Source organism: Paenarthrobacter sp. AR 02, from assembly GCF_021538675.1.
In the GTDB taxonomy this organism is placed as follows: domain Bacteria; phylum Actinomycetota; class Actinomycetes; order Actinomycetales; family Micrococcaceae; genus Arthrobacter.
The window spans coordinates 104,662-128,646 of sequence record NZ_JAJUKH010000004.1; the positions used below are offsets into that span (position 1 = coordinate 104,662).

The 23,985-nt window shown below is 64.0% G+C and carries 25 protein-coding genes; 11 read left to right on the forward strand and 14 right to left on the reverse strand.

The window, feature by feature from the left end:
* Nucleotides 1–8 precede the first annotated feature (8 nt).
* The 3 genes from LRQ04_RS11125 to LRQ04_RS11135 form a co-directional block, all read right to left on the reverse strand.
* Nucleotides 9–1,313: a glycosyltransferase 87 family protein gene (locus LRQ04_RS11125; RefSeq protein ID WP_235520220.1), complete on the reverse strand. Its 1,305-nt coding sequence runs from the start codon at nt 1,311–1,313 to the stop codon at nt 9–11.
* Between the two features lie 112 nt (nt 1,314–1,425).
* The gene (locus tag LRQ04_RS11130; RefSeq protein ID WP_235520221.1) at nt 1,426–2,532 is read right to left on the reverse strand and encodes an EAL domain-containing protein; all 1,107 of its coding nucleotides are present in this window, start codon (nt 2,530–2,532) and stop codon (nt 1,426–1,428) included.
* 124 nt (nt 2,533–2,656) lie between these two features.
* On the reverse strand, nt 2,657–3,220 hold the full coding sequence (locus LRQ04_RS11135) for a MarR family winged helix-turn-helix transcriptional regulator (RefSeq protein WP_235520222.1): 564 nt from the start codon (nt 3,218–3,220) through the stop codon (nt 2,657–2,659).
* Nucleotides 3,221–3,315: 95 nt separating this feature from the next.
* Between LRQ04_RS11135 and idi the strand changes: the two genes are divergently transcribed.
* Genes idi through LRQ04_RS11165 form a run of 6 tightly spaced genes read left to right on the forward strand, consistent with a single transcriptional unit; the run spans nt 3,316 to nt 9,076 of the window.
* Complete coding sequence (idi, locus tag LRQ04_RS11140) at nt 3,316–3,870, forward strand: isopentenyl-diphosphate Delta-isomerase (protein ID WP_235520223.1); 555 nt, start codon at nt 3,316–3,318, stop codon at nt 3,868–3,870.
* Nucleotides 3,867–4,952, forward strand: a complete 1,086-nt coding sequence (locus tag LRQ04_RS11145; protein ID WP_235520224.1) for a polyprenyl synthetase family protein — start codon at nt 3,867–3,869, stop codon at nt 4,950–4,952. The genes idi and LRQ04_RS11145 overlap by 4 nt, the downstream gene beginning before the upstream one ends.
* Nucleotides 4,949–5,854 carry a squalene/phytoene synthase family protein gene (locus LRQ04_RS11150; RefSeq protein ID WP_235520225.1) on the forward strand — a complete coding sequence of 302 codons (906 nt, stop codon included), beginning with the start codon at nt 4,949–4,951 and terminating at the stop codon, nt 5,852–5,854. The genes LRQ04_RS11145 and LRQ04_RS11150 overlap by 4 nt, the downstream gene beginning before the upstream one ends.
* On the forward strand, nt 5,851–7,503 hold the full coding sequence (gene crtI, locus LRQ04_RS11155) for a phytoene desaturase family protein (protein WP_235520226.1): 1,653 nt from the start codon (nt 5,851–5,853) through the stop codon (nt 7,501–7,503). The genes LRQ04_RS11150 and crtI overlap by 4 nt, the downstream gene beginning before the upstream one ends.
* Complete coding sequence (locus LRQ04_RS11160; protein WP_235520227.1) at nt 7,503–7,853, forward strand: lycopene cyclase domain-containing protein; 351 nt, start codon at nt 7,503–7,505, stop codon at nt 7,851–7,853. Before crtI ends, LRQ04_RS11160 begins: the two co-directional genes overlap by 1 nt.
* Nucleotides 7,850–9,076: a prenyltransferase gene (locus LRQ04_RS11165; protein WP_235520228.1), complete on the forward strand. Its 1,227-nt coding sequence runs from the start codon at nt 7,850–7,852 to the stop codon at nt 9,074–9,076. The genes LRQ04_RS11160 and LRQ04_RS11165 overlap by 4 nt, the downstream gene beginning before the upstream one ends.
* On the opposite strand, the gene LRQ04_RS11170 is transcribed toward LRQ04_RS11165, so the two are convergent.
* Complete coding sequence (locus LRQ04_RS11170) at nt 9,071–9,586, reverse strand: MarR family winged helix-turn-helix transcriptional regulator (RefSeq protein WP_235520229.1); 516 nt, start codon at nt 9,584–9,586, stop codon at nt 9,071–9,073. The two genes, LRQ04_RS11165 and LRQ04_RS11170, sit on opposite strands and share 6 nt — an antisense overlap.
* A gap of 111 nt (nt 9,587–9,697) precedes the next feature.
* On the opposite strand from LRQ04_RS11170, the gene LRQ04_RS11175 reads away from it, so the two are divergent.
* Both LRQ04_RS11175 and LRQ04_RS11180 read left to right on the forward strand, forming a co-directional pair.
* Nucleotides 9,698–10,504: a tryptophan-rich sensory protein gene (locus tag LRQ04_RS11175; protein ID WP_235520230.1), complete on the forward strand. Its 807-nt coding sequence runs from the start codon at nt 9,698–9,700 to the stop codon at nt 10,502–10,504.
* Between the two features lie 168 nt (nt 10,505–10,672).
* Nucleotides 10,673–11,029 carry a hypothetical protein gene (locus LRQ04_RS11180; RefSeq protein WP_235520231.1) on the forward strand — a complete coding sequence of 119 codons (357 nt, stop codon included), beginning with the start codon at nt 10,673–10,675 and terminating at the stop codon, nt 11,027–11,029.
* On the opposite strand, the gene LRQ04_RS11185 is transcribed toward LRQ04_RS11180, so the two are convergent.
* From LRQ04_RS11185 to LRQ04_RS11205, 5 genes are read right to left on the reverse strand one after another with little or no spacing between them, the layout of a single operon-like run.
* Nucleotides 11,030–11,410, reverse strand: coding sequence for a RidA family protein (locus LRQ04_RS11185; RefSeq protein WP_235520232.1), 381 nt, complete (start codon nt 11,408–11,410; stop codon nt 11,030–11,032).
* Between the two features lie 28 nt (nt 11,411–11,438).
* Nucleotides 11,439–12,203 carry an amino acid ABC transporter ATP-binding protein gene (locus LRQ04_RS11190; RefSeq protein ID WP_305082607.1) on the reverse strand — a complete coding sequence of 255 codons (765 nt, stop codon included), beginning with the start codon at nt 12,201–12,203 and terminating at the stop codon, nt 11,439–11,441.
* Entirely contained in the window at nt 12,203–13,123 is a 921-nt protein-coding gene (locus tag LRQ04_RS11195) for an amino acid ABC transporter permease (protein ID WP_235520233.1), read from the reverse strand. The genes LRQ04_RS11190 and LRQ04_RS11195 overlap by 1 nt, the downstream gene beginning before the upstream one ends.
* Before the next feature lie 26 nt (nt 13,124–13,149).
* On the reverse strand, nt 13,150–14,091 hold the full coding sequence (locus LRQ04_RS11200) for an ABC transporter substrate-binding protein (RefSeq protein WP_235520234.1): 942 nt from the start codon (nt 14,089–14,091) through the stop codon (nt 13,150–13,152).
* Nucleotides 14,092–14,101: 10 nt separating this feature from the next.
* Nucleotides 14,102–15,388 carry an alpha-hydroxy acid oxidase gene (locus LRQ04_RS11205; RefSeq protein ID WP_235520235.1) on the reverse strand — a complete coding sequence of 429 codons (1,287 nt, stop codon included), beginning with the start codon at nt 15,386–15,388 and terminating at the stop codon, nt 14,102–14,104.
* Nucleotides 15,389–15,516: 128 nt separating this feature from the next.
* Between LRQ04_RS11205 and LRQ04_RS11210 the strand changes: the two genes are divergently transcribed.
* Nucleotides 15,517–17,166 (forward strand): CdaR family transcriptional regulator, encoded by a 1,650-nt coding sequence (locus LRQ04_RS11210; protein WP_235520236.1) that lies wholly within the window; start codon nt 15,517–15,519, stop codon nt 17,164–17,166.
* A gap of 16 nt (nt 17,167–17,182) precedes the next feature.
* Here LRQ04_RS11210 and LRQ04_RS11215 read toward each other — a convergent pair whose 3' ends face one another.
* The 3 genes from LRQ04_RS11215 to LRQ04_RS11225 form a co-directional block, all read right to left on the reverse strand.
* Nucleotides 17,183–19,537 carry a glycoside hydrolase family 65 protein gene (locus LRQ04_RS11215; protein ID WP_235520237.1) on the reverse strand — a complete coding sequence of 785 codons (2,355 nt, stop codon included), beginning with the start codon at nt 19,535–19,537 and terminating at the stop codon, nt 17,183–17,185.
* Between the two features lie 30 nt (nt 19,538–19,567).
* The gene (locus tag LRQ04_RS11220; RefSeq protein ID WP_374198931.1) at nt 19,568–20,293 is read right to left on the reverse strand and encodes an HAD family hydrolase; all 726 of its coding nucleotides are present in this window, start codon (nt 20,291–20,293) and stop codon (nt 19,568–19,570) included.
* Between the two features lie 381 nt (nt 20,294–20,674).
* Nucleotides 20,675–21,292 carry an alpha/beta hydrolase gene (locus LRQ04_RS11225; protein ID WP_235520239.1) on the reverse strand — a complete coding sequence of 206 codons (618 nt, stop codon included), beginning with the start codon at nt 21,290–21,292 and terminating at the stop codon, nt 20,675–20,677.
* Between the two features lie 26 nt (nt 21,293–21,318).
* On the opposite strand from LRQ04_RS11225, the gene LRQ04_RS11230 reads away from it, so the two are divergent.
* Together LRQ04_RS11230 and LRQ04_RS11235 are read left to right on the forward strand one after the other, a co-directional pair.
* Nucleotides 21,319–21,759, forward strand: a complete 441-nt coding sequence (locus LRQ04_RS11230) for a helix-turn-helix transcriptional regulator (protein WP_235520240.1) — start codon at nt 21,319–21,321, stop codon at nt 21,757–21,759.
* Between the two features lie 19 nt (nt 21,760–21,778).
* A complete protein-coding gene (locus tag LRQ04_RS11235) occupies nt 21,779–22,180 on the forward strand; it encodes a VOC family protein (RefSeq protein ID WP_235520241.1) in 402 nt (133 codons plus the stop codon).
* A 90-nt stretch (nt 22,181–22,270) separates the two neighbouring features.
* Here the strand turns inward: LRQ04_RS11235 and LRQ04_RS11240 are convergent, their stop codons facing one another.
* Together LRQ04_RS11240 and LRQ04_RS11245 are read right to left on the reverse strand one after the other, a co-directional pair.
* Nucleotides 22,271–23,410 carry a glutamate--cysteine ligase gene (locus LRQ04_RS11240; RefSeq protein WP_235520242.1) on the reverse strand — a complete coding sequence of 380 codons (1,140 nt, stop codon included), beginning with the start codon at nt 23,408–23,410 and terminating at the stop codon, nt 22,271–22,273.
* Between the two features lie 39 nt (nt 23,411–23,449).
* A complete protein-coding gene (locus LRQ04_RS11245) occupies nt 23,450–23,908 on the reverse strand; it encodes a hypothetical protein (protein ID WP_235520243.1) in 459 nt (152 codons plus the stop codon).
* Nucleotides 23,909–23,985 lie beyond the last annotated feature (77 nt).

Genomic DNA, 23,985 nt, shown 5'->3' on the forward strand with positions numbered 1-23,985 from the left:
CAGAAATTTTAGAGCTCCTTGACCGCTGGTTCGGCAACGACTGAAGGCTTCCTGCCCAGTGAATACAGGCGGCGCGCGGACCAGAAGAAGAGGACCACCAGGAGCACGTTGCGGATGGTCAGCACCATGGCCATCAGTGGGTTGTTGTGGCTCAGCGCATCGTAGAACAACGGGTAGATGAAGAACGTGGCCACCGCGATGGCTATCAGCATGGTGGCCGGGACGCGCCAGGCCTTCCAGTTGTGGGCCAATCCGACGGCCACGGCGGGGGCAAGCCACACCATGAACTGGGGTGATCCCACCTTGTTGAAGACAATGAAGGCGGTTACCAAGGTCAACGCGCCCGCGAGCAGGAGTTCGGTGCGGTCAACGCCACCGCTGACTTTTCCTTGGTGCAGGGCCCAGAAGGTCAGTCCGGCCACGGCGGCCGCGGCAAGCAGCAGGAGGGGCTGCATGAGCACCGACATGAAGGCCGTTCCGGGCCCGTCCACCTGCATGGAGTTGATGTCGGTGTTCATGTACATCCGGGAGTCGCCCACGCCCAGCACGGACAACCAGAGCCAGGGCGTGGTGAAGGTGGCTTCGAGCTGCATTCCGCGGTCACCCTGCTGGGTCAGGAAGTTCAGCAGCTTGGGAACGGCGCCGACCGTAGCGGCGAGGGCCACCACAACCGCCGTCGTCGTAATTCCTGCCAACACAACCAGCAAGCGGTTCTTGACCACGGCGAACAGCGCCAGCATCACAGCAGCGGGCCATACCTTGGCCCATGTGCCAATGCTCAGCAGCACCGAGGCGATGAATGGCCGCGCCACGCCGTACACCAAAGCGACCAGGACAATGGGGGCAGTCAACCCATCAACGCGTGCGAAGCCCAGCCAACCCATGAGCAGCACGAAGGACAGCCACCACCAGCCGGCCGGGATGGCCTCTGCGCGGCGGCCACGGTCGGTGAGCTTGAGCATCGCCCACCCGTTGAGGACGGTGGTGATCAGGACCCAGAGGAAGAAGAAAGGCCCGGAGCCCGCAGCGGCGGCGATGCCCATGGGGATAAGGGCCAGGATGGGGTACACCCAAGGACTTGGGCCGCCTGAGAGGTTGCTTTCGTTGAAGCCGGCCAGGGCCCATTCACGGTAGATAAAGGTGTCGCTGAACGCCTCGTTGCGGAAGGAAAGCAGAGCAGCGAAGATCAGGAAGCCCAGGTGGACAACTACGAAGCCCCACAGCAGGCCCCGCGGCGTGTTGAGACGCTCCAGCAACCTCCCCGGCAGCGTTTTGCTGCGAAAATCCGCGAGAATACTGAAAAACCTGTCCATCAACGTAGAACTTCCTGGCTAGGTGGGTCCGTGCTTGAGCAGTCCCCAGTTTTCTTGGGACCGGCAAAACCCCCGCGTGCTACTTTACGCGAGTCACCCAAAAGCCTTGCAGTCAGCCGGCGGGCTGCGCTTCGGTCTGCGCACGGATGCTCCAGGTCGACCAGTCCAGTGGATGCACGGAAGGACGCCCCAGCAGGTATCCCTGCGCTGCGGTGATGTTCAACGCGGTGACTTCTTCAAGTTCGGCCGTGGTTTCGATACCTTCCGCGATGACGCTGGCTCCGATGTCCCTGGCCAGCTCCACAATGGCCCGGGCGCGGATCTTCTGCCCTGCGCTGCCTTCGATGCCTTCGATGAGGTGCCGGTCGAGTTTGATGATGTCCGGGCGCAGTTGCTCAACCCTGTCCAAGGACACCAGGGCAGCACCCGAAGCGCTGACCGCCAACCGGAGTCCCAAGGCCCGCAGGGGACCCAGTCCGTTGGCACCGGAGTGCCCGCCTGCGTCCTCCAGGCTGCCGGTCAATTCGACGATGATGCGCTCGGGCGCCAGGGCAGCTGCAGCCAGCAGGTTACGCACCCGCGGGTCGATCGAGGTTGCCGGGGTAAGGTTCAGCGCCACGGACATGTCATCCGGGACCTCGTGCGCTGCGGTCAATGCGCAGTGCAGCGCGGCGATTTCCAGTTCGGTGCCGAGTCCCGCGGCAGCTGCCTCGCTGAACCAAACGTCGGCGCCGGCACCGTCCTCGCCAACGAACCGGGTCAATGCTTCGACGCCCACCACCTCGCCTGTTGGCAGGGCGTGGACGGGTTGGAATGCCGTCAACAGGAGCTTGTCTGCGAGGACCGCCTGGATGCTCTCGCGGATCTCGGGGCTGACGGGAACGGAAACGGTCCGTGCTATGTCAGATGATTCCAGGTGGAGGCTGGCGGGCTCACGCTGGACAGGGACCTTAGCCCCCGATGCCGAGGTTTTCCTTGTCTCCAGCAGGTGTTCCAGGAGGGCGGCGGCGGGGTTGTCCGGGTGGGCATCCACCAACACGCGTAGCCTGTTCCGGGCCTCTTCGCTGCCGGGGTCGGTGTCGGCCAGGATGGAAGCGATAATGTCCAGCACCTGCTCGCGCATGGTCGCACCGCTGCCTTGCGGCGCGGCCCCAGAGCCTTCATGGCGCGAGCTATCGGCACCGCGATCCGGTGGGCTGGAGCCCTCTTCTTGAGCCATCGAAATATTCCTTTATGTGATCCCCCGCTGGCTATGCCAGACACCTGCCGGACCCGCAACATGTGGGCCTTGTCACGAATCTAACAGAACGAACCGTGGGACGTTGCTACAGGCCCTACTGGCATTAACCAGGCAAGAATTCGCCGGGTTCAATCTCCTTGGCCATCTCGTCCAGGAAACGCATCACAGTCTCCCGTTCGGCGGGGGTGAGCCGTGCTGCGGCGAGGAAGCGTTTGGCTTGCTGGCGGCCCACGGTGCGCATGGCGGCGTCGTGCGTTTCGGGTGTGATTCCAATGGCGAGCGCCCTGCGGTCGGAGGGGTGCGCGCGGCGGGTGATGTGGCCCGCACGTTCCAGCCGGTCGAGCAGCTTGGTGGTTGACGCCGTCGAAATGTGGAGGTGCGCCGCTATTGCGCCGGGGGTGGCGATAACGCCATGGTTGGCACAGACAATCAGGTAGTGCAGGGCGCGCATGTCCGACTGGTTAAGCCCCATGTAGATCCGGGAAGCGTCGGAGAGCCGCTCCTCAGCCTCGCGCAACCGCCCCAGGGCGGCCATGAGCTCGTTGATCTGCTGGATTTCGGAGTCGGAGAGGCCGGAGCGGTCCACGAGTTCCTGGTGGGGATCGTTGGATTCCACACTGTAAATGCCCGAGGAAACCGAGGCGTCGATTTCTTCAGGTTTGGACATGTTGAGTATGTTACACCCAACTTCTTACATGGTAGCCTTTCTTCTAGCTTATCTAGCAATGTTGTTCGTTGAGTTGTTCCGAGGGAAGGCGAGAAGTGAACGCGACAGAGATGGTCGTCCTCCTTGACGATGCCGGCAACCCCATCGGAGAGGCCCCCAAAGCCTCAGTGCACACCCAGGACACTCCCCTACACCTGGCGTTCTCCTGCTACTTGCTTAACGAGGCAGGCGAAGTCCTCCTCACCCGGCGCTCGCCCGAGAAGAAGACCTGGCCAAGCGTGTGGACCAACAGTTTCTGCGGCCACCCGGGACCGGGCGAAGACTTCGAGGAGGCCATCATGCGGCGCGCACGCTTCGAACTCGGCGTGGAAGCCAACCGGATCGAACCCGCCCTCCCCCACTTCCGCTACCGGGCGGTCGACCCTACAGGGATCGTGGAAAACGAGATCTGCCCCGTGTACACCGCCCGGATCAGCGGCACCCTCCAACCCAATCCCGCCGAAGTGGCCGACTGGGCCTGGATATCGCCCGACTTGCTCAGCGAAGCCCTGGAACACACGCCCGCGGCCTTCAGCCCCTGGCTCGGCATGCAGTTCCCGCAGCTTCTCGAGGCCCGGACCCTCCCTCTCGCAGCAGGTGCCGGGGCATGACCATCACCTCAGGAACCGTGCGCAGCCGAACAGATCTCTGCACCGCCATCGAGAATGAGCTTTCCGGCCTGATCGGCAAGCGGACCAGTGCCGCCACAGCCTACGGCCCGGACTTCGCCCACCTTTGGACGCTGGCAGGTGCGAACGTCCTGGGCGGCAAGTTCGTCAGGCCGCTCCTCCTCATGGAAACCTATGACGCCCTCCAACAAGGGAACCCGCGCCAGCGCGAAACCGCCATCAGCATCGCTGCCGCCATCGAACTCCTCCACTACGCGTTCCTGTTGCACGACGACGTGATCGACGGCGACCTGGTCCGCCGCGGGCATCCCAACCTGATCGGATCCCTCCTGGCCGAAGCGGGAGAGCTTCCCAGGCCCGATGGCGCCCTCCACTGGGCCCAGACCGGTGGCATCCTGATGGGCGACATGCTGCTCTCAGCCACCCACCAGGCCTTCGCCCGCGCCGAGCTGCAGCACGAACTGCGGCTTCGCCTGCTGGATCTGCTGGAGCACACCATCAACGAGACCGTGGCAGGCGAGCAGCTTGATGTGGGCCTGGGAGATGGCATCGTGGCCCCGGAGCTTGAGACGATCCTGGTGATGTGCGGCTACAAGACGGCCACCTACACTTTCGAGCTGCCGTTGCGTGCCGCCGCGGCGCTGGCCGGGGCGGACTTCGGCGTGGAAACGGCGCTCGCCACGGCAGGCAAGCATCTGGGACTGGCTTTCCAGCTGCAGGACGACCTCCTGTCCACTTTCGGGGATCCGCGCCGCCACGGCAAGGATCCTTTTTCGGATCTGCGGGAGGGCAAGCAAACGGCCATCATCGCCCACGCCCGCAGCACCAGCAGCTGGGCGGACATCGAACCCTTCTTCGGGCTCCCCGAGCTCAGTGGCGCGGACGCCCACCATGTCCGCAGGCAGCTGACCGACTGCGGAGCTGAGCAGTTCGTCCAATCCCTGATCAGCGAGCAAATGCGGTCCTTCAACCACCTGCTGAGCAGTCCCGAATCACAGGTTCCGCCGGGCGCCCGCAACGTCCTGCTGGATCTTGCAGGACAACTGGAAGGACGGCAATCATGAGCGTCGCCATGGACACTTCCTTTACCCAGTTCACGCGGACCGCCGAACGCGCCGCGAACCAGGTCATCGCCGCCTACTCCACTTCCTTTGGCCTCGCCTGCAGGTTGCTGGGCCCCCGGCACCGCCAACATGTCCGCAATATCTATGCCCTGGTACGGGTCGCCGATGAGCTGGTGGACGGGGTTACCGCGGAGGCGGGACTCAGTTACCAGGAACAGAATGACGCGCTGGACCATTTCATCGATGAAACCCACCGCGCCATCAAGATCGGGTACAGCAGCGACCTCATCATCCACGCGTTCGCCCAAACAGCACGCGCGGCCGGGATTGACGCGACCCTGATCAACCCCTTCTTCGACTCCATGCGCACGGACCTCGGCGGCTGCACCGCTGCCCCTGCTGTGCCACTGCGGTTCGACGCCGACGCCCACCAGGGTTACGTCCACGGTTCCGCTGAGGTTGTGGGTTTGATGTGCCTGCAGGTGTTCATGCGCGGGCAGGACATCGACGACGACGGCCGCTCAGCCCTGCGCCACGGCGCCAGCCAGTTGGGGGCTGCGTTCCAGAACATCAACTTCCTCCGCGACCTGGCCGACGACACCGAACGCCTTGGCCGCAGCTATCTGGGTACTGCCGAGCATCTCGAGGACCGTGACCGGATGGAATGGGTACGGACCATCCGCGGCCAGCTTGCCGACGCCAACGCGGCCATTCCCCTTTTGCCACGGGACGCCCGGGCCGCTGTCCGCAGCGCACTGGCCCTGTTTGCGGCGCTGACTGACAGGATCGAGCAGACAACAGTGGACGAACTGTACCGTTCGCGGGTGCGCGTGCCGGACACCGTCAAAGCCGGGCTCGCTGCCCGTGCGATCGCCTCAACCTGGATGGAGCTTCGCCGATGACCCGCACGGTAGTTATCGGCGGTGGCATCGCTGGGCTTGCCACCGCCGCACTTCTCGCCCATGAAGGACACGAGGTCCAGCTCCTTGAGCAGCAAGATCACGTAGGTGGCCGGGCAGGCAGCCTGGAACGGGACGGATTCCGCTTCGACACCGGCCCCTCCTGGTACCTCATGCCCGGCGTGTTCGATCATTTCTTCAAGCTCCTGGGCACCAGCGCCGCCGAACAGCTCGACCTGCGGACGCTCAGCCCCGCGTACCGCGTCTTCAGCGAACCAGGCCACGACGGCGTAACGCCGGAACCGCTCACGGTCCCCTTGGGCAGCGAACAGGTTCTGGACACCTTCGAAAGGGTGGAGCCCGGAAGTGCCAGGGAGTTGTCGGCCTACCTTGACTCGGCGCGGCACACCACGGACATGGCCGAACGCTTTTTCCTGTACAACCCCTTCACCAAGCTCTCAGAGTTGCTGCACCCGGAGGTCGTCCGGAACCTTCCCCGGCTGGCGCAGCTCCTCCTGACGCCGTTGGACAAGTACGTTTCCCAACGGTTCCAGCACCCGGTGTTGCGGCAGGTGCTGGGCTATCCTGCCGTGTTCCTAGGCACCAGCCCTTCGGCCGCTCCGGCCATGTACCACTTGATGAGCGCCCTGGACCTTGGCGACGGAGTGCAGTACCCCATGGGCGGGTTCCGGGAATTGGTGGAGCGACTCGAAGCCTTGGCCACCGAGGCCGGGGTCCGGATCCATACGGGTGCCGAAGCACTCAAGATCACTACGCGGGAAGCAACCCGGACCAAGAAGGTGGGCCGCTTCGACGGAGTGAAGCTCCCGGCCCCCTTTACCGGCAAGGACAGCCGGGAAGTGACCGGCGTGAAATGGCGCGACGCCTCAGGAGCCGAGCACTACAGCGTTGCCGACCAGGTTGTCTCCGGTGCCGACCTGCACCACACCGAAACCCAACTCCTTGGCGTCCGGGACCGAAGCTACGACAGCAAGTATTGGCAAAGCCGCACCAGCGGGCCGGGCGCCGTCCTGGTGATGCTGGGTGTCAAAGGCACGTTGCCGCAGATGCCACACCACTCCTTGTTATTCACCCGGGATTGGGAGGCAAACTTCGCCTCGATCTTCTGTGCGGACACCCGCATTCCGGATCCGGCGTCGATCTACGTCTGCAAACCCAGCGCCACCGATCCCGGGGTGGCCCCGCAAGGCCATGAGAACCTGTTTGTCCTGGTTCCCGTCCCCGCCGATCCCACGCTCGGGGCAGGGGGTCCGGACGGCACAGGCGATGCGCTGATAGAACGGGCCGCGGACGCAGCGATTGACCAGATCGCCCAGTGGGCCGACATCCCCGACTTCCGTGGACGGATCGTGGTACGCCAGACCATCGGCCCGGCGGACTTTGCCCGGGACTACAACTCCTGGCGCGGCGGCATGCTCGGACCGGCCCATACGCTCCGCCAAAGCGCCATGTTCCGGGCCCAGAATGCCTCCAAGCGGGTCCGCGGCCTGTATTACGCAGGGGCCACCACTGCTCCGGGCGTAGGTGTCCCCATGTGCCTCATCAGTGCAGAGCTGGTGCTGAAGCGGATCCGCGGAGACCATAGCCCGGGCCCTACCGCTGTGAGGCCAGTAGCTAGCAGGATTGGCTGATGGGTGTCCTCTATTTAGGCTCGTTACTGCTTGGCATCGGGTGCATGCTCCTGCTCGACCACCGTTTCCGGCTGTTCTTTTGGCGGGACGCCACAGCGGCGGCCATAGTGACCGCCGTCGGGGTTTTGTTCCTGCTCGCCTGGGACCTGGCCGGCATCGGGCTGGGGATTTTCCTGCGCGGTGAAGGCACCATAGCCACTGGCCTGCTGATCGCTCCCGAGTTGCCCATAGAGGAGCCGGTGTTCCTCCTCTTCCTGGTGCTCTGCACGATGGTCCTCTACACCGGAGCCAGGCGCATGCTGGAGCGGATTCCCGCCCGGCAGCGCGAGAGGGAGAAGGAGAACGCGTGACCTACTTAGTGCTCGCGCTCCTCTTCATCGCCGCAGCCGTCATCGCCGGAGCGGCGTTCACCCGGGCAGCCTTCGCGCGGCCACCGTTCGCCGGAAAGGATGGCGCGCCCGGCGAGCGAGGGCGGCATTGGAAAGCCGTGGGCCTCGCTTTCGCTGCGCTGGCCGTGCTGACGGCAGTATTCGACTCAGTCATGATCGGCCTGGAACTCTTCCACTACGATCCCGCGCACATTTTGGGGCTCAGGGTGGGCCTCGCCCCGATTGAGGATTTCGCCTACCCGTTGGCCGGCGTGGTGGCACTCCCCGGCTTGTGGGTCTGGCTGACGCGTCGCAGCCGCGCCCCACAACCCAACCTCAAAGGCCTCGTCCCACAAGCGCTGCTCGCCTCCCGGCCGGTCAGCTGGATCAACACCGCCTACCCTTTCGCAGCAGCCATGCTCCTGACCACCCGCGAGATTGACTGGGTCGTGATCGTGGGCACCTTCTACTTCCTGATCCCGTATAACCTGGCCATGTACGGGATCAACGACGTCTTCGACTATGAGTCGGACCTCAAAAACCCGCGAAAGGGCGGGATCGAAGGTGCGCTCCTGCAGCCCCACCTGCACCGGCCCATGCTGTGGCTGGCGGCGATCACCAACGTGCCTTTCCTGGTGGTCCTGGCCTTCGCCGGCGGGCCTGCCGCATGGGTCAGCCTGGCGGTGAGCGCCTTCGCCGTAGTGGCCTATTCCGCGGCCGGACTCCGCTTCAAAGAACGCCCTGTCCTGGACTCGCTGACCTCCAGCACGCACTTCGTCAGTCCCGCCGTCGTGGGTTTGGCGCTGGCCGGCGCAAACGTGACGCCCGGGCTGCTGATCCTCCTGGCCGCGTTCTTCCTATGGGGCATGGCCGCCCACGCGTTCGGCGCGGTACAGGACATCGAGCCCGACCGGCAGGCAGGCATCGGCTCCATAGCAACAGTCATCGGTGCCCGCCGGACGGTGCGGCTCGCCGTCGTACTGTGGCTTGTTGCCGGGCTCGCTATGCTGGCCACGCCGTGGCCCGGCCCGCTGGCGGCGATCATCGCCGTCCCGTACATCATCAACTGCGCCCCGTACTGGAACGTCACGGATACGACGGCGGCCCGCACCAATGTTGCGTGGCGCCGGTTTATCTGGCTCAATTACGGCTCAGGATTCCTGGTGACGCTGATCTTCATCCTGCAGTGGAGCCTCACCTCATGAGTGGGGCGGTTCCTCTTCATCGATGGCGTCCAGCGCCTCGCGCATGTGCTGCAAAAAGTTCACCACGATCTGCGACTCTTCCGGGCTCAATGCGCATGCCGCGTCGAGCATACGACGATGCATTCCGCCCAAGGTATGCCGGACTTCCTGGTCTGAACCGGTGGTTGCCTTCAAAATCAATGCCCGACGGTCCGTGGGGTGCGGCTCACGGCGAATATGGCCGGACTCCACCAGACGGTCGATCAGCGTGGTCATGGAAGCGGACGTTATGCCGAGTTTGTCGCCCAGGTCCTTGGGCTTCATCAACTTGCCTGCAGCCTCGGCTTCGAACAAATACCGGAGGGCCAGCAGGTCCTTCTCACCCATCCCCATGGACGAACGCGTCCGTCGCCGCATCGCTTGTTCGGAGGCACGGTAGTCCCGCAGCGCGTTCAGGACGTCAACGGCAATGGCCTTCTGCCCCGGGTCTTTCCCGTACCAGTAGCCGTGTGCGTGGCCTACCGAGTCCATCCGATGTTCCTTTGATAAACGTAAAGCTTGTTTCACTAGCATTTTGATACTAAGTCACCCGCCCCGCGAATGCAGGACTCCGCACATTTCCCAAGGAAAGAGGCTCGAAACATGGCATCGCGAAGCTCAGACCTGGCCCGGCAGACGACAGTTACCGCGAGCCTGGTGATATGCATTGTGGGATCAATGATCGGCGTTGGAGTCTTTGGCGGGACCCCCATCGCGCAGGCCGCCGGCGGTGCCTTGGCCGCCGACTCCACTCTCCTCGCTCCAGCGACACCGGCCTTCTCCATCTGGTCCGTGGTGTACGCCGGGCTGGTTGCTTTCACCGTGTGGCAGTGGCTGCCCTCCCAACGTTCAACTGAGCGGCAGCGATCGCTTGGTTGGATCGTCGCCGCCTCCATGGTCCTGAACGCTGCCTGGATCCTGTCCGTTCAGGCTGGTTGGCTCCTGGTCAGCGTCCTTGTGATCCTCGCCCTCCTGGTCACCCTGGTCCTGGCGTTCCTGCGCTACAGCCGGACCCGTGCCGGCTCATGGGTTGAGTCTGTGGTGGTGGATGGAACGCTGGGGCTCTACCTGGGCTGGACCAGCGTGGCCGTCTGCGCCAACATAGCCGCGGCCTTGAAAGCCTCAGGCTTTGCGGGCTTGGGGCTGCGACCCGAGATCTGGTCCGTCACGGTGCTGGCTGTGGTGGCCGTCGTCGGAATCGCCTTGGCCATCAAGGGACACGGGCGCATCGCACTGGCGGCAGCCATCGCGTGGGGCCTCGCTTGGATCACGGTCGGCCGCAGCTCCAACGCACCCGAGTCATTCCCGACGGCGATTGCCGCAGCCGTTGCTGCTGCCCTGGTCCTCGGTGCGGCGATCACGGTGCGGGTCCGGCTGGTGTCGGCCGGGCAGGCTCCGGCCGGGCGCTAAGGGCGAGGCTTCGCCGCTGGGATGACGTCCCGGTCTTGTCCGCCCCACGCCTCGTACAAGCGCGGGGCGAACGAAGAACGGCGGGCTTTCCGGCGGTACGTCACATTCTGTAAGCTGAATTCCAAGTCACGCAGACGGCTTACTCTTGCTCTACCCAGGGAGGTCCCCATGGCCCCCAATCCGCTGAAGGCCGAGATCCTCATGGCCCACGGTGTCACTCCTTCCGCGGCCAGCGTTGCTCGACGAAGAGCAGCCGCGAACCATGGCACGCATGGCGCGGCCAACAAACCCGACGCCCTGCTTGGAGCGATAGCCGTCCGGCAGCTGTTCCACCGCTGGCCTTTGGTGCCATCCCGGGAATTGGAACGGATCCGCCACGTCCTCCTGCACTGCGATCAGCTGGGCTCCCCGGACACCCACCATCTGTCAGAGCCGGCCCAAGCGCTCCTCGAGTTGATCAACTGCGAGTTGGACCGGCGTCGTCTACTGGCAAAATCCCGGCAGGAAGACGCCAGCAGCAACTGACTACGGGAGGGCTGCCACCACATCGATCTCCACCAGGAAGTCGCCCAGGAACGAGCCCACGGTGGTTCGTGCCGGGTACGGGGCTACAACATACTTTTCGTAGATGCTGTTGAAGCCGTCGAAATCGCGCCCGGGGTGGTGCAGGTGGACGGTGGCTTTGACCACGTGCGAGAAATCCAGTCCGTGCGCGCCCAGGACTTCACCGAGGTTGGTCATGGCCTGAATGGTCTGTTCCTCAATGGTGATGCCAACCCGTTCATCGGTCACGGGATCGTGGGGCGTTTGGCCTGCGGTGAAGAGGAACCCGTTGGCCACGATGGCTTGGGAATAGGGACCGGCCGGGCTGGGGGCGAGGTTGGTGACGACTTGCTGGCGGGACATGTATTGCCTTTCGTTGCGATGGAAATTGCTAAAGGACCTTGGAGAGGAAAGCTTTTGTGCGCTCCTGCTGCGGGTTGTCCAGGACGTCCTCCGGAGGGCCGCTTTCGACCACCACGCCGCCGTCCATAAACACCACCTGGTCAGCGACCTGCCGGGCAAAGCCGAGCTCGTGCGTCACCACCACCATGGTCATCCCCGCTTCTGCGAGGGATTTCATGACGTCCAGGACTTCACCCACCAATTCGGGGTCCAACGCCGACGTGGGCTCATCGAACAGCATCAGCTTGGGCTTCATGGCCAGCGCCCGTGCAATCGCGATGCGCTGCTGCTGCCCGCCCGAGAGCTCCTGGGGGTAGGAGTGTCCGCGGTTGCCCAGGCCCACCCGGTCCAGGAGTGCCTGCGCTTCCACCACCACCTCACGCCGGGGCCGGCCGAGCACATGCACGGGCGCCTCGATGATGTTCTCCAGCACTGTCATGTGCGGGAAAAGGTTGAAGCGTTGGAACACCATGCCTGCGTTGAGCCGCGAGCGTGCCGTTTGGCGTTCCTTCATTTCATAGAGCTTCCCGTTGCGTTCGGCATAGCCCACCAGGTGCTCGTCCACGTAGAGCCGGCCAGCGTCCACCTTCTCCAAGTGGTTGATGCAGCGCAGGAAGGTGGTTTTGCCGGAACCGGACGGGCCGATCAGGCAGGTCACGGAACCCTTCTCAACCCTGAGGTCGATGCCTTTGAGGATTTCGATAACGCCGAAGTTCTTCCGGACTCCCCGGGCTTCCACCATGGCAGTAGTCATCATGCTGTCCTTGTCTTGGGCTTGCGGATCCGTCGCGGCGCTGAGTCAAAACCGCGGCCGTACCGGCGTTCGAGTTTGTTTTGGAAGAAGCTCAGGACGGTGGTCATGAGCAGGTACCAGAGGCTGGCCACAATCAGCAGTGGAATGGTCTGGTAGTTATTCGCATAGATGATCTGCGCTGAGTAGAGCAGGTCCGAGATCGCGAGGACGCTCACCAGGGACGTGCCTTTCAGCATCGAAATGACCTGGTTGCCGGTGGGCGGCAAAACCACGCGCATCGCCTGGGGCAGGATCACCCGGTTCATGAGCTTGCCACCGCTCATTCCCAGGGCCCGGGCGGCGTCGTACTGGCCCTTGTCTACCGAACCGATGCCACCACGGATGATCTCGGCCATGTACGCGGCCTCGTTCAGCGACAAGCCCAGGAGCGCTGCACCCAGCGGGGAGATCAACACATTCGCTGATCCCAGCACCACGGACGGTCCACCAAAGGGCAGCCCGAACGCGATCACCGGGTAGAGCGCCGCAATGTTGTACCAAAAGATCAGCTGGACCAGGAGCGGCGTTCCCCGGAAGAACCAGATGTACGCGCGGCTGATGGTGCTGAGGATCGGATTGTCGGAGAGCCGCATGATCGCCAGCACCGTGCCCAGTGCGATGCCCACTGTCATGGAAACCACGGTCAAAACCAGCGTCAAACCCGCGCCGGCCAGGATCTGCGGTGCGAACAGGTAGGACACCACAACATCCCAGTGGTACCGCTGGTTCACCGCCACGTCCCACGCGGCACTGAGTGCTACCAGGATGAGCACCACTGCAAGGACCAGCCGGACCGGGTGCTTCAGCGGTACCACGGGAATGGAATCACCGGACGCTGTGGCCGGCTCCCGGGTGCCGGGGACTGAGGGTTGCTTCTGCACAGCCGTCACCTCTCTACTCGAATGCATTACTGGGCGAAGTTGACGCGGGCGTCGGTGATGGCGCTGGTCTCAAGACCGTACTTCGCGAGGACCTTGGTGTAGGACTCACTCTTGATCACAGCGTCCAGGGCAGCGGAGACCGACTTCACCAACCCGGACTGCTTGGGCACGCCCACACCAACCGGCGCGAACTCGTACGTCCGGGCCACCTCGATGCCGGGGTTTTGGGTAGCCGCGAAGTTCAGGATGGGCGAGTCAGCCAGCACGGTATCCAACCGACCACTTGTCAGCGCGGATATGGCTTGCCGGGTGTCCTGGAATTCACTCCTTTGGATGGTTTCCTTGCCGGCGGCTGTGCAGGCCTCGTCATAGGAAGGCACGTTCACCGTCAGCTGGTACGAACCCGTCAGGAGCCCCACCTTCTTGCCGCAGAGCGCGTTCTCGTCCTTGATGCCGCCGGGGTTTCCCTTGGGGACGGCAATGGCGTTGCCGATCTGCATGTAGTCCACGAAGTCCAGCACTTCCATGCGCTTTTGCGTGGGTGTCATTGAGGAGACGGTCATGTCGTAGCGGTTGGCTGCGAGGCCGGGAATGATGGAGTCGAAGTTGGCCACCTGGATGTCCACTTTGACACCCAATGCCTCACCGATGAGACGGGCCACGTCCGGGTTGGTTCCGGTCATTTCCTGCGTGCCTTCGCGGTAGAACTGCGTAGGAGGTTCGTTGGTGGGGATGGCCACGCGCAGCACCTTGGAAGCCTTGATGGATTCGGGCAGAAGGTCGACGGCGGCCTGGTTGACTGCCAGCGCGGGGACGCCGGTTCCCGCTGCGGCAGCGTCGCCGGACGGGTTCGACGCCGATGCGTTGCCAGTTGGGCTGCACGCCGTCACCGTCAACATCAGGGCAGCAGTGGCGACGACGGCCGATAAGACGGGTTTCGCGCGGAGGACCGCTGTTGGATTGTTCATGTCGGATTCCTCATTTCTGCAAGGCCAAAGGGGCCTCGGGGATACGGGTTGGTTGGTTGCGGACGAATGCTTCGTTGCGGTGCCGGATCAGGTCCCGGCCTTCCGCCCGCAGTTCTTCGATGGTTGAGACTCCGAGGAGCATCATGGTGCGGGTCATTTCGGCTGTGAACATTTTCAGCACGTGCTCCACGCCGGCTTGGCCGGCGGCAGCAAGGCCGTACAGGTAGGGGCGTCCGATGGAGCAGGCGTCCGCGCCGAGGGCCAGCGCCTTGACCACGTCGGAACCCCGGCGGATGCCGCCGTCGACAATGATTTCCATCCGTCCAGCGGTCTTCGCAACGATCTCCGGCAAGACATCAAGGGGTGCCGCCATATGGTCCAGCTGCCGTCCACCGTGGTTGCTGACCTGGATGGCATCGATACCCATGGAAGCTGCCAGCGCGGCGTCGTTCGCGTTCACCACGCCCTTCAGCACGATCGGACCGTTCCAGCGTTCCCGCAGGTCCCGGATGTCGTCCCAGTCGGTGGGTTCGTAGGAACCGGCCAGCAACGTCCGCCACATATCTGGCGAGCTGGCCAGCGGACCATCGGGAATTTGGGCATCGAGGTTGGGGAAAGCGATCGCGTCGTTGGCCAGGAATCCCAGGGCCCATGTCGGGTGCAACATCCCCTCAACCACCGTCTTTGGCTTGATGGACGGCGGGGCGGTGAAGCCGTTGCGGTAATCGCGCTCGCGGTGCCCGATGGCCCTGCAGTCGACGTTGACCAGGAGGGCTTCGTAACCAGCCTTGGACACCCGGTCCAGGACAGCCTGCAGGAGCCCTTTGTCCGACGTCGGTTCCAGGTTGAACCAGCGGCGAAGTCCCGGCGCCGCAGCGCTGACCGCTTCCATGGTGGTGGTGCTCAGGTGCGCCAGTCCGTAGGGGATACCGGCGGCGAGCGCTGCGCGGGCGACGGCGGACTCACCCTCGGGGTGGAACAGCCGGGTTCCGCCCGTCGGCGAGAGCGTCACCGGCATCGCCGACGGGCCGCCAAGGATGGTGGTGCTGAGGTCCAGGTTGTCCACTGATCCCCATTTGGGAAGGAATGACCAGTCATCGAAGGAGGACCGGTTCCGGCGCAGCGAGACCTCGTCCTCACCGCCGCCTTCGATGTATTCGAAGATGCTCTTGGGGAGCCTTTTGGCTGCCAGCTTCCGCATGTCCTCAACGCTGTAGCACTTCCGGGAGAGCCGCTCGGCGGTGGATCGGGCTGGTCCCTGCACCGAGGCGAGCGCCCTGATGTCCTTGATTTTCATGGTGTGTCCTCTGTGTTCCTGACGGGCTCACCTGCCCGGCGTCACTCCCAATAGTGACGCAGATCTCCTTCGCTCTATATGTAAAATCCTCCATAAGATCGCTCGCATGCCTGTGATAACGTCCAACCATGGATACCGTGGCGCAGTCAGGGATACAGCAATCGGCCGTCCGCCTTTCGGACTGCATCCAGTTGATGCAGGCCGACCTGGTGCACGCCAACCCCACTCCCGAGAACCTGGGCCACCTGGTATCGGACGTCCTCATGTACGACCCCCTGGATACCTGGTCCAGCGTGGACAACCGGATCATCCTCGCGGTCGGGTGCACATATGGTTCACCGGACTTCGACCAGCTCCTCCACCGGGCAGCGAACAGCAACGCCGCAGCAGTGATCGTCAAAGCCCATGGCGCCCGGATGGAACAACTGCGTTCCGCGGCGGTTCGGCATACCCTCTCGGTCCTCGTGGCCCCGGATGACGCGGACTGGACGCAACTGGTTGCCCTGGCTCGGGCATCGGTTGTGGGCGCTGCCGCGGACTCGGTGTCAGGTGTGCGGCTGGGGGACCTTTACGCGTTTGCCAACGCCGCAGCGTCCATCACCAACGGCGCCGCCAGCATCGTGGACCCACTGGGCCGCATCCTTGGCTATTCCACCCTTCCGGGCCAGCCCATCGACGAACTCCGGCGCATCACAACCCTGACGCTGCAGGAAACAGTCCAGCCGGCGTTCGACCAGGACTTCAAAGCGGTCTACGCCGCGCCGGGGGCTGTGCTTGTTCCAGCGCTCGACGACGGAATGGCCCGCCTCGCGCTGGCCGTCAGGGCCGGTGGTGAGCTGCTGGGTTCCATCTGGATCATCGACCCGGGTGAGGAAAAACGCGCCACGGCATTGGACGCGCTGGATCGGATGGCGCCCCTGGCAGGGCTGCACATGCTCCATGCCCGCTCGGCCTCAGACTTCGGGGAGCGACGAAATGCGGACCTCATCCGCACGCTCATGGATGACACTCCCCACGCCTCCTTCGCCGCCGCGCAGCTGGGCCTCGATACCGCCAACGGGCTGGCCGTGGCAGCCTTCTCGATTGTCCGCCCGGAGACGGGAAGCCTGGAGTCCGTCCGGGAAATCCACCGGCTTCTGCACTTGGTGACCACCGTGTGCAACGTCCAGTTCGGCTCCGGCCACAGCGCCCTGATCGGCTCAGTGGTCTACGCACTCCTGCCCGGCAATGGCCCGTCCCCGCGGGCCCTGCATGCCCGGATCATCCAGGAGATCGAGGCCTATTCGCACACCATCAGTTCGTTCCCGGTCATTGCGACAGTGGGTGGAATCGCAGCGACCATCGACGAGCTGCCGCGGTCCCGGTCCGAAGCCATGCGCACGCTGCACCATCTTTTGAACCTGCAGGCACGCCAGGGCAAGTCCCCGGGCAACAACAAAGTGCCGGGCGTTGCGCTCTTCGAGGACTTCCAGGTTCCGCTGAACCTGCTGAGGATTGGGGAGTTCATCGAGGAGAACGGCCTGGCCGGAACAGACGACATCGCCAGGATCCAGGCCCGGGACGCCGAGCAGCAAACGGAGTACCTGGAGACCCTGCGGGCCTATCTGGCCTTCAATGGCAACATTTCCGCCATGGCCACCCACCTCCACGTGCACAACAACACCGTCAGGTACCGCGTGGGCCGCCTGGCCGAGGACTTCAACCTCGACCTGGCGGACCCTCAGAAACGGCTGTGGTTGTGGCTGCGGATTACCACCATGGAGTTGGCCGCGAAGTAGCTCCCCCCAACGCGACCTAACGGATGATGGGAAGGCCCGCCGTCGGGAAGACGCTGGGGAAGATCGACGGCGGCGGCACGGGAACGCTGTCCAGCGGAACCGTGACCGTTTCCGTCCCGACGGTGACGTCGTAGTCGCGCACCGTGATGCGCAACGGCTCGTCGCTGTAATCCGGCCCGGATTCAAGCGCCAACGCAATGGAGCCCTGCGCGAGTTCCACGGACAGCAGGCGGCCTTGAACCTTGAGCCGGAAGGACAGGTCCTCCCATTCGACCGGCAGGCGCGGGTCGAAACGCAGCACGTCGCCTTGGTCCCGCATGCCCGCGAAACCGCAGACCAGGGAGCTCCAGATACCGCCGGTGGAGGCGATGTGGACGCCGTCGATCGTGTTGCCGTGCGAGTTGTCCAGGTCGATGAACAGGGCGTCGGTGAAGTGTTGCAGCGCAATATCGCCGTAGCCGACTTCGGCCGCCATGATGCCCTGCACGCACGCGGAGAGGGTGGAGTCGCCGGTGGTGATGGGGTCGTAGAAGTCGAACGCCCGCTGCTTCTGTTCGGCTGTGAAGTCCTGCCATTGGAGGAACATGGCCAGCACCGTATCGGCTTGCTTGAGGACCTGGTGCCGGTAGATCACCAAGGGGTGGAAGTTCAGCAGCAAAGGGTATTTGGACTTGGGGGTGTTCCAGTCCCACGGTTCCAGCGTCATGAAGTCGTTGTCCTGGCTGAACACTTCAAGGTGGGGATCGTACGGGAGGGACATGCGCTCGGCTGCCTGCCGCCACACCATCCGCTCGGTATCGGCGATCCCCTCGTGCTCCAGCGCAGCGGCAGCCCGCAGGTTGAAGCGCGCCATGACGTTGGTATACAGGTTGTCGTTGACCACGGCTGTGTACTCGTCGGGGCCGGTCACGCCGTGGATGTGGAACATGCCGTCTTTCCCGAAGAAGCCCAGAGATGCCCACATCCGGGCTGTTTCAATGAGCAGGTCCGCCCCCAGTTCGGCCCGGAACGAGTCATCCCCGCTGGCCCACTGGTAGCGGTTTGCGGCGAAAGCGATGGCTGCGGCGATGTGGAACTGGGCCGTTCCCGCGGCGTAATAGGCGCTGGCTTCCAGGCCGTTGATGGTCCGCCACGGGAACAGTGCGCCGTCAACGCTGAGCTCCTTCGCCCGGACACGGGCATCCGGCAGCATGGCGTGGCGGGACTCCAGCACTTTTCGGGCACCGCATGGGTTGGTGTACGTCAGGTACGGCAGGAGGTAGATCTCTTGGTCCCAGAAATAGTGGCCCTCATAACCGGATCCGCTGACGCCCTTGGCGGGGATGCCAGCCACCCCGGCGCGGGCAGTGGCCTGCGCCAGCTGGAAGAGTCCCCACCGGACGGCCTGCTGCATCTCCGGCTGACCGCCGATCGAGATATCCGCCGTGGTCCAGTACTGCCCGTAGTGGGCTTTGCTCTGGGCAAGGATTTCGGAGAAGGACACAAGGTTGGCTTCGGCGTCGGCGGCCAGGCTCTCGCCACGGTCCTCGGCGTCGCTGGAACCGGCCACCAGGTAACTGACCGTCTTCTCCACGCGGAAAGCTTCGCCCCCGTGAATCGCCAAAACGTAACGGACGGACGAGTCGTCTTCCGCCACGAGCGTTTCAAACGGCTGGCCTTCGGCGGAGATCCAGTGGTCCACGGCCATGGCGACGCGCTGGCGGGATTCAGAGGTCTCCCATGCCATCCGGAGCGATCCATCGGCACCTTGGAGGTGCAGGGGCAGGAGGACACGTCCGGCGTGCCGGCCGGATCGGCGCGGGTCATGGACCGAGTGGTCCTCCACAGGCTGGTCCTGGCGGTTGACGACGCCGGAAATGATGTCTGCGGAAACGTCGCGATCAGCCGAAATGGACAGCTCCAGGCCAAGGCATCCGCGGTTGTCGAACCCCACTGCGCGGCGCTCCACCGTGGTGACGGTAGCGCCGGAGCGGCAGGCGTAGGTGGTGCTTTCCTCGTAGACGCCGGTGGAAAAGTCCACGGAACGGTGGTAGTCCAGCACGGTGGAATCGGCCAGGCTCAGCGCCTCGCCGTCGATGGAAACGGTGAAGTTGTTGGCGTCCGGCACGTAGACGATCCGTTGGCCGGTGCGCGCGAAACCGTAGGCATTCTCGGCGTGCTTGATGTCCCAGATCTCATGAAAACCGTTGATGAACGTACCGGGAAGCTCACTGTCGCCCGCGGTCGAATGTGAGCCGCGGATGCCCAGGTGGCCGTTGCCGAGCGCGAACAGTGTCTCCAGGGTCCCCTCGTCGCCGGGGACGTGGATGTTTTCCACGAGCTTCCAGGGCTCGCAGGGGAAGCGCAGCCGATCGGAGCTGATGAGTGCCATGGGCTAAAGAGGTCCTTCGAAAAAGTAGGGTCAGAGAAGATCGTTGAGGTCGTCGACCACCAGCGTGGCCCCGGCGTCCAGCAGAGTTTGGCGGCCCGCTCCGCGGTCCACCCCGATCACGGCATAAAAGTCGGCGCCCGCGCCGGCCTGCACGCCGGAAACGGCGTCCTCCACCACGATGCATTCCTCAACCGGCACGCCCAGCAGGCCCGCCGCGTAAACATAGGTTGCCGGGTCCGGCTTACCCGGAAGTCCGACGCCGGCAGCCACCTGGCCGTCCACCACCACCTCGAAGTGGTGGTCAAGGCCAGCGGCCTTGAGCACAGCGGGCGCGTTGCGGGATGAAGATACGACGGCGACCTTCAGTCCCAGCTCCACCGCGGCGTTGATGAACTTGACTGATCCCGGGTAGGGCTCGACGCCACGGGAGTTCACGATCTCGTTGAAGATGGCGTTCTTCCTGTTGCCCAGGCCCTGCACGGTTTGGTTGTCCGGGTGGTCGTGGACAGGACCTTCAGGCAGCGTGACGCCGCGCGAGGCCAGGAAATCCCGGACGCCATCGAATCGCGGCTTGCCATCGATGTGATCGAAGTAGTCGCTTTCCTGGTAGCCCTGGGAATGGCCTGTCCGTGCGAGGTAGTCGTCGAACAGTTCCTGCCACGCATGCTCGTGCACCACGGCAGTTGGCGTCAGCACGCCGTCGAGGTCGAACAGCAGCGCCGAGGCGCCGGTCCAGGCATTACGAAGATCAGTCATGTGCGTCATTCCGTTCAGCGCTTGTGGGCGCGTGGTTTTGCGTTCGATGAGCTGGGTATCGGGCGGGTGCGGCTACGTGCTGGGGGACAGACGGGCCGTCGTCGCGGAGCGTAGTCAATGCTCCGAAGCCGCTTGGTCGTTACGGGCGGACACTGCCGTGGGCGGGGCGCCGCAGGTGTTGGGTTGCCTGCCGGGCCACGTGTTCGTCATCGATACCTCCATTGTCCCACGGAACATTTCGCAAGCCCACGTCGGCCAACAGCCCAAAGTGTAAGCGCTTACAATTTTGTCATTCAAGAGAGTACAGCCGAACTCGAAATTGTGACGCGACTCTCACCGGCGCCTTGATTTTGGACCCGGGATGTTTTCTAATCCGGCGAACTACCGCAACACGTAGTACTTAAGGAACGCGCTGACATCCACCAGTTCCTGTGGCTCGATCCGGTGCCCCATCCCCGGATAGGTCCGCGCTGTCAGCGCGACGTTCGCCTCCAGCCACTCCTCGGTGTGCGCGATCGCGTCCTCGTTGATGACCGGATCGGCTTTGTCCCTGCCCCAAAAGAACGGGGGCGGACTGTCGAAGGACTCGCTGAGGGCAAGGAGGTCGTTGTCCAGCACGAATCCGGACAGGCCCACCGTGGCCGTAAATTCCTGGGGACGCAAGCGCAGCAGCGTGCTGGCCATCGCCATGCCCTGGGAGTAGCCCAGCAGGCTGACGCTGCTGTGGTTCCCTTTGACGGAGTTGATCCAGTCGAACACCCGGTTGGTGGAGGCGATGACGTCCGCAAAGTCGTTGGTGAGGAAGTAGTCCAGCAGGAACCAACCGTAGTCGTCGCCAATGACTTTAGGCCCGCGCAGCGCAGCGCAGCTGAAGTCGGCAGGCAAATGCGGGAACAGCTTCTCCATGCGCTGCTCGCTTGTCCCATAACCGTGCAACATCACCAGCAACGGGGTGCCTGCTCGCTCGTTTTCAGGCTTCGACCAAACCACTGATTCCATGGAACTGAGACTAGTAGACTTGCCGCATGACTCCGCAGGAACTGGCCAACCTGGCCCATCTGCGGCGAGCGCGCGACTTCATTGACCGTGAGTACGCCCGCCCGCTGGACGTTCCCACCATGGCCGCCGGCGCGCTCATGTCTCCGGCGCATTTCTCCCGGCAATTCAAGGCTGCGTATGGCGAATCGCCCTACAACTACCTCATGACCAGGCGGATTGAGCGGGCCATGGCATTGCTTCGGTCAGGAACCAGCGTGACGGATGCCTGTATGGAGGTTGGCTGTACATCGTTGGGTTCGTTCAGCTCCCGATTCACCGAGATCGTGGGCATAACTCCCAGCGAGTACCGCTCCCGCGAACACCACGCCGTGAAAGCCATGCCCACGTGCATCGCCAAGCAGCACACCCGCCCCGACCGCAAGGGTGGCAACAACCTGAGCAGGATCGAAGAAGCGCCCGCCACGTAGCTGAAATAGCGTGTGCGGTATGAACATTTCACTGAAGTACGCACACGTCACTGTCAACGACGTCGATGAATCCCTGGCCTTCTACCGTGATGGCCTGGGCTTGCAGGTCCGTAACGATGTCGGCTCGGACGGCCAACGCTGGGTCACGCTCGGCAGCGATGCCCAGCCGGATCTTGAACTGGTCCTGTCCCCACCGCATGCCGGCCGCTCCCAGGCAGACGGCGACGCCATCCAGGAACTCCTCACCAAGGGCGTCATGCCCATGCTCGTGTTCAGCACCGACGACCTCGACGAAACTTTCGAAAAGCTCCGCGCCACCGGTGCCGAGGTCCTGCAGGAGCCGATCGTCCAGCCGTGGGGTCCGCGCGACTGCGCTTTCCGCGACCCTTCGGGCAACATGATCCGCATCAACCAGGGCTAAGGCCCCTGGAGTACGACCGCGGGAGGTCACCTTGGGCACCCACGGTGACCTTTCGCCGTCGTACTTCTCCTGCTGCGTGCCGCGTCGCTGTCAGCGGCCAAGCAGGTACTTGGCGTCCGACAAATCGCCGTCCTGATGAGTGGAGGCGATGGCGGCGGAAACGACGTCGGACAAGCGGTGCCGACGACGGTAGGCCTCGCGCTGCAACCGTTCGCCCGTTCCCCGGCGAAGGATGTTTGCCACCCCCGCGCGTGCAGCGGTCAGGTCCCCGGCCTCCACCAAGGCCCGGCGGACGTGCCGTAGGAGGGCAGCCACGACGTCGGCCACGGGATAGGGCGTCTGTTCCAGCGGGTGCAGCAACTGCTGGTCAACGCCGAAGCGGCTGGCTTTCCAGTTGGCCATCCGCAGGACCGGGGTGGAAACGTCCGACGGCGGGACCCCCTCGCGCCACTCGCCCACCGAGGTCTCCACCAGGGCCCGCGCGATCAGCGCAATGGTCAACGCATCCTCGGCGTAAAGGCAAACATCGGCAACCCGGAACTCAACGGTGGGATGCCCCTTGGAAAGACGCGCATCAAAATAGATCATGCCCTCATCAAGGGGTACACCCGTGGCGAGGAGGCTTGAGGCCATGGCCTGGTAGCCCTCGGCGGATCCGAAGACATCCATGGGACCCGCCGTAGGCCAACGGTTCCAGATCTGGGTTCGATAGCTGGCGAACCCGGTGTCGGCGCCCATCCAGAACGGCGAGTTTGCGCTCAAAGCCAGAAGCACGGGAAGCCAGTGCCGCGTCCGGTCCAGGACAGCTACGCCCTCCTCCGGCGACTCGATGGAAACATGGACATGGAAACCGCAGGTCAGCTGTTCGCGCGAAATGAGGCCGAACTCGTTGCCCATGGCCGCGTACCGCTGGTTGCCACCGGTGGGCGTCGCATGGAAGACCGGCGGCGTTGCCAGTGCTGCCACCCTGGCCCCGACAGCTCTCGCGGCCTTATCCGCGAGGGCCCGGCCCGCGCGGATTTCTGCCCGGAGTTCGGACGCTGTCCGGCAAGGGAGCGAATTGACTTCAATCTGTTCCTGCTTGAATTCCGACTTCAAGGATGGTGCGTCATCGTCGGCCTCCTCAGCCGGAGTGCCTGCCACATCCAGGATCCCGGCGGCCAAAGCCAAGGGCGTCCCATCCGAAGGGTCGGCAATCAGCAACTCTTCCTCGACACCAAAGGTGCGCATGGCCACCCCTCCCCACGACGAGTTATTCAGGAACGGCAGTCAGCCGACGTGCCGCGGAACCTCCATCTGGAATCCGCACCGGCAGTGGAGCACCTGGGTCTGCAGGTACACCTCAAGAAGGTTGGGGGTCCCGGGACCGTCCGTGGTCCGGGGTGCCTCAATGACGCGCTCCGTGGGGCGTCCCAACGTCATGGGCTCGCCGCAGTGGGTGCAGCTGAACCAGAGCCCAGCGGCGGACGTTGACAGGAATTCCCTTTGGATCTCCGGCACCAGCGCGTCCAGGCGGACGGTGTGGGCGTAGAAGGTATCGCACTCGCTGCATGTGTAGCTGACGTCCACCAACTGGGACTGGTTGGGGGCAGACTCCACGACCGTTTCGACGAAAACGTACGAATCCGTGTCGCAGACAGTGCACCATGGGCGTGCGTCGGTATCAGCGACTGCGGGCACCGGCCCCGAGAGGGGTTTCGGGGCGGGAATCGGGGATCCAAGCGTCATTGCCATTCTCCTTTTGCTCCTTCAAGGAGCCTGCATGCATGCACGCGGTGAGCCGGCCGATAGAGGCCACGGCTTCA

Bases quoted from the DNA above. Each gene is read 5' to 3' on its own strand.
- LRQ04_RS11125 (WP_235520220.1), bottom strand. From the start codon at position 1,313: ATGGACAGGTTTTTCAGTATTCTCGCGGATTTTCGCAGCAAAACGCTG.
- LRQ04_RS11130 (WP_235520221.1), bottom strand. From the start codon at position 2,532: ATGGCTCAAGAAGAGGGCTCCAGCCCACCGGATCGCGGTGCCGATAGC.
- LRQ04_RS11135 (WP_235520222.1), bottom strand. From the start codon at position 3,220: ATGTCCAAACCTGAAGAAATCGACGCCTCGGTTTCCTCGGGCATTTAC.
- LRQ04_RS11145 (WP_235520224.1), top strand. From the start codon at position 3,867: ATGACCATCACCTCAGGAACCGTGCGCAGCCGAACAGATCTCTGCACC.
- LRQ04_RS11150 (WP_235520225.1), top strand. From the start codon at position 4,949: ATGAGCGTCGCCATGGACACTTCCTTTACCCAGTTCACGCGGACCGCC.
- crtI (WP_235520226.1), top strand. From the start codon at position 5,851: ATGACCCGCACGGTAGTTATCGGCGGTGGCATCGCTGGGCTTGCCACC.
- LRQ04_RS11160 (WP_235520227.1), top strand. From the start codon at position 7,503: ATGGGTGTCCTCTATTTAGGCTCGTTACTGCTTGGCATCGGGTGCATG.
- LRQ04_RS11170 (WP_235520229.1), bottom strand. From the start codon at position 9,586: ATGGACTCGGTAGGCCACGCACACGGCTACTGGTACGGGAAAGACCCG.
- LRQ04_RS11175 (WP_235520230.1), top strand. From the start codon at position 9,698: ATGGCATCGCGAAGCTCAGACCTGGCCCGGCAGACGACAGTTACCGCG.
- LRQ04_RS11180 (WP_235520231.1), top strand. From the start codon at position 10,673: ATGGCCCCCAATCCGCTGAAGGCCGAGATCCTCATGGCCCACGGTGTC.
- LRQ04_RS11185 (WP_235520232.1), bottom strand. From the start codon at position 11,410: ATGTCCCGCCAGCAAGTCGTCACCAACCTCGCCCCCAGCCCGGCCGGT.
- LRQ04_RS11190 (WP_305082607.1), bottom strand. From the start codon at position 12,203: ATGACTACTGCCATGGTGGAAGCCCGGGGAGTCCGGAAGAACTTCGGC.
- LRQ04_RS11200 (WP_235520234.1), bottom strand. From the start codon at position 14,091: ATGAACAATCCAACAGCGGTCCTCCGCGCGAAACCCGTCTTATCGGCC.
- LRQ04_RS11205 (WP_235520235.1), bottom strand. From the start codon at position 15,388: ATGAAAATCAAGGACATCAGGGCGCTCGCCTCGGTGCAGGGACCAGCC.
- LRQ04_RS11210 (WP_235520236.1), top strand. From the start codon at position 15,517: ATGGATACCGTGGCGCAGTCAGGGATACAGCAATCGGCCGTCCGCCTT.
- LRQ04_RS11215 (WP_235520237.1), bottom strand. From the start codon at position 19,537: ATGGCACTCATCAGCTCCGATCGGCTGCGCTTCCCCTGCGAGCCCTGG.
- LRQ04_RS11220 (WP_374198931.1), bottom strand. From the start codon at position 20,293: ATGACTGATCTTCGTAATGCCTGGACCGGCGCCTCGGCGCTGCTGTTC.
- LRQ04_RS11225 (WP_235520239.1), bottom strand. From the start codon at position 21,292: ATGGAATCAGTGGTTTGGTCGAAGCCTGAAAACGAGCGAGCAGGCACC.
- LRQ04_RS11230 (WP_235520240.1), top strand. From the start codon at position 21,319: ATGACTCCGCAGGAACTGGCCAACCTGGCCCATCTGCGGCGAGCGCGC.
- LRQ04_RS11235 (WP_235520241.1), top strand. From the start codon at position 21,779: ATGAACATTTCACTGAAGTACGCACACGTCACTGTCAACGACGTCGAT.
- LRQ04_RS11240 (WP_235520242.1), bottom strand. From the start codon at position 23,410: ATGCGCACCTTTGGTGTCGAGGAAGAGTTGCTGATTGCCGACCCTTCG.
- LRQ04_RS11245 (WP_235520243.1), bottom strand. From the start codon at position 23,908: ATGACGCTTGGATCCCCGATTCCCGCCCCGAAACCCCTCTCGGGGCCG.